The organism is Xylanibacter rarus (assembly GCF_001275135.1).
GTDB classification, from domain to species: Bacteria; Bacteroidota; Bacteroidia; order Bacteroidales; family Bacteroidaceae; genus Prevotella; species Prevotella rara.
Window position 1 is genome coordinate 1 of record NZ_LFQU01000061.1, and the last position, 4967, is coordinate 4967.

Annotated in this window: 3 protein-coding genes; all 3 read right to left on the reverse strand. The window is 41.9% G+C overall.

Annotated features, from left to right (window positions below):
* Positions 1-153 precede the first annotated feature (153 nt).
* On the reverse strand, positions 154-321 hold the full coding sequence (locus ACU52_RS15240) for a hypothetical protein (protein WP_156316899.1): 168 nt from the start codon (positions 319-321) through the stop codon (positions 154-156).
* A 65-nt stretch (positions 322-386) separates the two neighbouring features.
* Positions 387-2468, reverse strand: a complete 2082-nt coding sequence (locus ACU52_RS14410) for a TonB-dependent receptor (protein ID WP_053399310.1) — start codon at positions 2466-2468, stop codon at positions 387-389.
* A gap of 429 nt (positions 2469-2897) precedes the next feature.
* Positions 2898-4655: a hypothetical protein gene (locus ACU52_RS14415; protein WP_053399311.1), complete on the reverse strand. Its 1758-nt coding sequence runs from the start codon at positions 4653-4655 to the stop codon at positions 2898-2900.
* Positions 4656-4967: the final 312 nt, after the last annotated feature.

The window sequence follows — 4967 nt, forward strand, 5'->3', positions numbered from 1 at the left end:
TATATGCAAGCAAACAACTGACTTTCAGATAGTTAAAATTTTTCGAACACTAGTGATAACATATCCGACAGAACAATAGCCATGTAGTTTCCGGACTTTTTAATCGTTACAAGACAAATGCGCCGCTTGTGCAACTGATTTGAAGCAACAAAGCTAATCAGAGAAATTGCCTTCTTCATCCGTAAGCCCTCCTGGTATCAGACTCGAGTCGGGAGTGTTTATCTGTGCTGCGTTGGCATATACAGCTTCTTCGCTTATCGCATTATAGTATGCCTTTGGGGCACAGACATTTGTAAATGAAAGAACAATTAGTCTTGGCATTTTTCTATTAGCTGTTTTAGCGTAACCATCGTATTGTCATTACGCCTTGACAATTTTCATTGTTATTATTTCAGCACGCTTGTTTTTGCGCTGCCTTCAAATCTCGCGTTGTTGCCATGATCAGTCTTACGTCCGAAGTCGAGTGTGTAGCGCATCGTCAGGCTGACGTATCTTCCGTCCCACGGACGCGAGAGATATTCGCTGCTGTGCAAATTGTCACTGTCAAACCATGACTTCACCCAGCCGTGTTTTCTCAGCACAGAGTTTACTGACAGCATTGCGTAAAAGTTTCCGGCTGTGTATTGCAGAATCACCTTAAGGTTATCGCTGAATTGCGCCGTCGTGCCGTATCCGCCGCGCATAAATCCCTTGTTGAAATTTTTGCCGTATCCTGCCGACACTGAGAAATTCTTGTTCATGTTGTAGCTTATGTATGGGTACAAGCCATAGTTGTTTAACGAGAAATTCCTTATGCCCGAATGCATCTCGTGTGCGTAATACAGCTTTGCCTGCATGTTAAGCTTTCCGCCGGCAAGCGACAGCGACGGTGTAAGCGATGCCGATATGATGTCGTAGTTGCCGCTGTTAACGATGTCCTTAATCATAAGTCCGTTTTCCGCATGCCATAAGGGCACAATGTCGTGCATTATCTCTTCCCAGATAACGTCGGCATTAAGCGAAAATCCGTTTATAGGCATCCATGCATACGACATATGGGCTGAGGCATACCGTTGAGGCTTCAGACCGGCGTTGCCCTTGGTGCCTTCAATCTCGTTGTCCTGTCGCACCACGGTGTTATAGAATGAAGGAGTTATCGGCATCTGCATAATTTGCGCGTATGCATACAGAGAATGTTTCTTTCCGATGCGGCCGTTCATTACGATGAATCCGTTTACGTATGGCTTGGTGTCATAACCGTCGTCGTTCACCTTGTAGAAGTTTACAGGCACTTCTATCTGCGCGCTTGCCGACCAGTTGTCAGAGAATTTGTGGTTATATCTCACTCTGGCATAGACATAGTTGTTTATGAGTTTCTGTCGTGTGTTGTCCGTTCCTGTGTAGAGCGTGTTGAATATTTCCGATTTATATTCTGCCGTTACTGTCATATAGTTTTGTTTGTATAGCGGAAAGGCGTATGACATCCATACGTCAGGCAGATACACGTCTTCCTCGGTGGCATTGAATATCGGGCTGCCGAATGTGTACAGAGTAGACGCGTCGTTGTGGTTGTAAGAGAACGATGCCGCGCCGTACAGCATTGAGTTGCGTGGCAACTTTGACAACTGGAAGTATGTGTTGATGTATGGCAGCATGCCTTTCGACGATGCTTCCGTCAGAGCCTTGCCGTTGTCTGGTGCGTTGTTGCCTGTATAGGTTATGTTTATGTCGCTGTTGTTCACCGGCGTGCTTTCATATCTGTATCCTGCCGATGCCGTGAAGGTCAGCTTGTCGCTTATGTATCTTGCGTTTACGGCTGTAGTGAACATTTTTGTGTGTTCTCTTTGCGTTTCTTCTGTCAGCTTGTCTATTATGTTGTCCTTACTGAATATGTATTGTGTGCCGGTGTTGTGCGTTATGTCGTCAGCGTTGCGGTAGTCGGCTTCGGCCAGTCCCGTAAGCGTCCATTTGCCAGTATTCACTTTTGCCGCGGCTCCATAGTTGCCGCTGTTGTAAACGAACGACTGATTAACCTCGCCGAGCACATATCCTCCGTATTTGTATTTCTTCATCACGAGGTTTACCACTGCCTGATAATTCTTGTATTTAGGATCTGCAGGTGATTTGAGATATTCTACGTGCAACACGTCTTTCGGTCTCAGGGCTTTCACCTCCCAGTCTTGCGCCTCCACGCCGTCAATGTAGAAATGCACTTCGCCTTGATAAGTTGTTTCCACTTTGTTTGAACCAAGATCAACTCTAAGTCCTGCCACCATCATTCTTGCCAGCAGGTCGTTTATGTTTATGGAATGCTGCTTCGCTTCCTTTGACGGAATGTAAACCACACCGTCTGCAATGGCATAGTTGCGTGTACCCTCAACCACAACCTCGTTGAGTTTATAATTTTTTATCGAGTCTGTCTGGGCTTTTGCATAATAATCCAGACTTAGAAGAACTATCGTAAATAATAATAAACGTTTTTTGTTCATATATCTAAAATTTTTTAGTTTAACTGTATTGTGTACGCAGGCAAGTACCTTTTGTGACTTTATTAATATGATTTAATTTGCTTTTCTTGATGTGGCAGCCATCAGTGATAATCAGATTTTTTAAGCAATATATATTATCTCCGGTTAACATCTTCTGCCTTATAATCAGCTGTAGCACTATTCTTTTCTTTAGCAAAACAACGGAAATTTTATAATAAAAACAAATTTTGGCAATTAAAAAAGTTCACAAAAAGTTCACAAGACTCTTTGCGAAAAGCTGCAAACTTCACAAAACTTCACAAACGTGTTTTTCATTAAATTTAGCTGTTCGCAACAGCTCCACGGACGTACATCTCATTAATTATCGTGCTGTGAAATCTTTTCACAAAAACTTCACAGACGTATTTTCTTCATGATGTAAATCACTGTTTATAAAGACTTTATAAATTTGTCAAAGTCTCTCGACGAGCCGTCTTTGCCGGTTATTCTGTTATACATCCGTTTTCGTATGTTTGCAATGTCCTGAAGACTGCGGCCGGTAAGCATATTTATCTGCGAAGGTGTGAAGCCAAGCTTGACCAAGAGGCACAGCTCATATTCGCTTTCACTCAAAACGGCCTTCAGCCGGCTTATTTCTTCGTAGCTGTCAAACAGGCTTATGAGCATTTTGCGCTCTTCTCCGCTCATCATCACGTGCTCCTTTTCGGCATGTCTACGTAAAACTCTTACAACAGGCTCGTCTGCAAATGGCGTCATTCGGGCAGCAATGTCCTTGTTTTTCTCATATTCGGCTTTCTCTTTTTGCAGCCTTTCAATCTCTTCCTCCTTCTCCTTAATCAGACTTTCCATCCGCGTCTGTCTGTTTTCGGTCAGTATGTCCAGCTCGCGCCTTGCCTTCTTCAGTTCGCTTATGCTGCGTTCATATTCTTTTATCTCGTTAACTCTTGCCCTGCGTTTCCTTATTATATATGTTCTCACGGCCAGTGCCCCGCCAATGGCTGCAGCCATGATGGCCATAATTATGATTATGCTGATATATTTTGTCCGCAATGCGTCTTTCTCAGCCTCTTCAGCATTCTGCCTGTATCTGTTATAGTTATACATGGCCTGCATCTGCTGGAGATGTTCGGTTGACATCTGGGTATACGCAGAATCTGTTGCTGCATTCCACATTTCTGCGTATTTAGTAACAGAATCATTATTGCAACGTTTTTTATATAGCATATATAATCCCTTAGCTGCGGCCTGATGATTATTATAATCCGATGTTTCGTTTAATTCCTTTCTAAAGAAATATTCTGCTGAATCAAACTTGTTTTCATTAAGGTAACACATACCTTTGATATAATAATGTATTTCATGACCTTTTTTTACTTTGTTGACTTTTGTATCATAAAGTCCTGATTCTTTTTCATATATTCTTAAATACGGCTTAACCTTGTTTGTCTCTCCATTTTCCACCATTATGAAGATAGGTATACCATATGAAGATGCTGCATAATTTATATATCCGTATTTTTGAAATAATTTTGAGGATTTGTCGCTGATAGAAATGACCGAGTCATATTTTCCTAAATAATAATACGTTTCTGTTAAGCGTTGATATCCACAAATTGCATTCAATGTGTCCTTTGCCAATTTTGCATATTTTATTGCTTGCTTTTGTGCGATTAATGCATTTTCAGGTGACAAATGTTTATATAGAATTTCACCAAGAAAGGTATATATCCGGCTTAAATTTTTAAAGTCGCAGCTGCTGTCAGTGGTGTCTGCCTTTGCTGCCGCTTCATGAAAATACTGCAATGCCATGGGGGCATCCTTGCCGTCAAAGTATGCGCATCCAAGGATATAGTATGCGAGCATACGTTCGTTAGAATCTCCGTGCTTGTCAAAATAGTCGGCAATGTCTTTCAGCGAGTCGGTGCTCATGGGCATTGCGAGCTTGTTTCTTACTTTAGCCTTTAGCAGCAACAGCTTCATGTGTCGGCTTTTGTTCATGTCGATTTCTCCCTCCAGACTGTCAATAAGCGTCATCGCCCTTTGCGGTGCCACCTCGCTCAGACTGTCTGCCGCAGCAATATCTCTGTCTGCCGCCTGCTGTCCGCAAGACACAACAGATAATAGTGTTGGCACTATAGATACGGCCAATAACAGGCCGCCCGTTATGTTGGTTATAATTCTTTTCATCGTTTTAAATGGTATTCGAGATGCAAAGATAGTGTATTTTTAGGAGTTAAAGGAGTTAGAAGTAGTTAAAGGAGCTTGTTTAAGTGAAGAACGAAGAGTGAAGAGTGAAAAATTCGATACTCTTGTGGATTATTGTTATTTCACTTTTCATTTAACCGCTTGTGCAACCGATATGAATCAACAAAGCTAATGTGCCGGCTGATTTGCAATCTGCCGGAATTAAGTATAAGGATTTTAATCCGCTTACTTCCTATTTTTATTTTAGATATGAATTTCTAATCAAAAAATAGCTATTAAGGTATGAATCTCGGA

Coding starts and splice junctions, on each gene's coding strand:
- ACU52_RS15240 (WP_156316899.1), bottom strand. CDS start 321: ATGCCAAGACTAATTGTTCTTTCATTTACAAATGTCTGTGCCCCAAAG.
- ACU52_RS14410 (WP_053399310.1), bottom strand. CDS start 2,468: ATGAACAAAAAACGTTTATTATTATTTACGATAGTTCTTCTAAGTCTG.
- ACU52_RS14415 (WP_053399311.1), bottom strand. CDS start 4,655: ATGAAAAGAATTATAACCAACATAACGGGCGGCCTGTTATTGGCCGTA.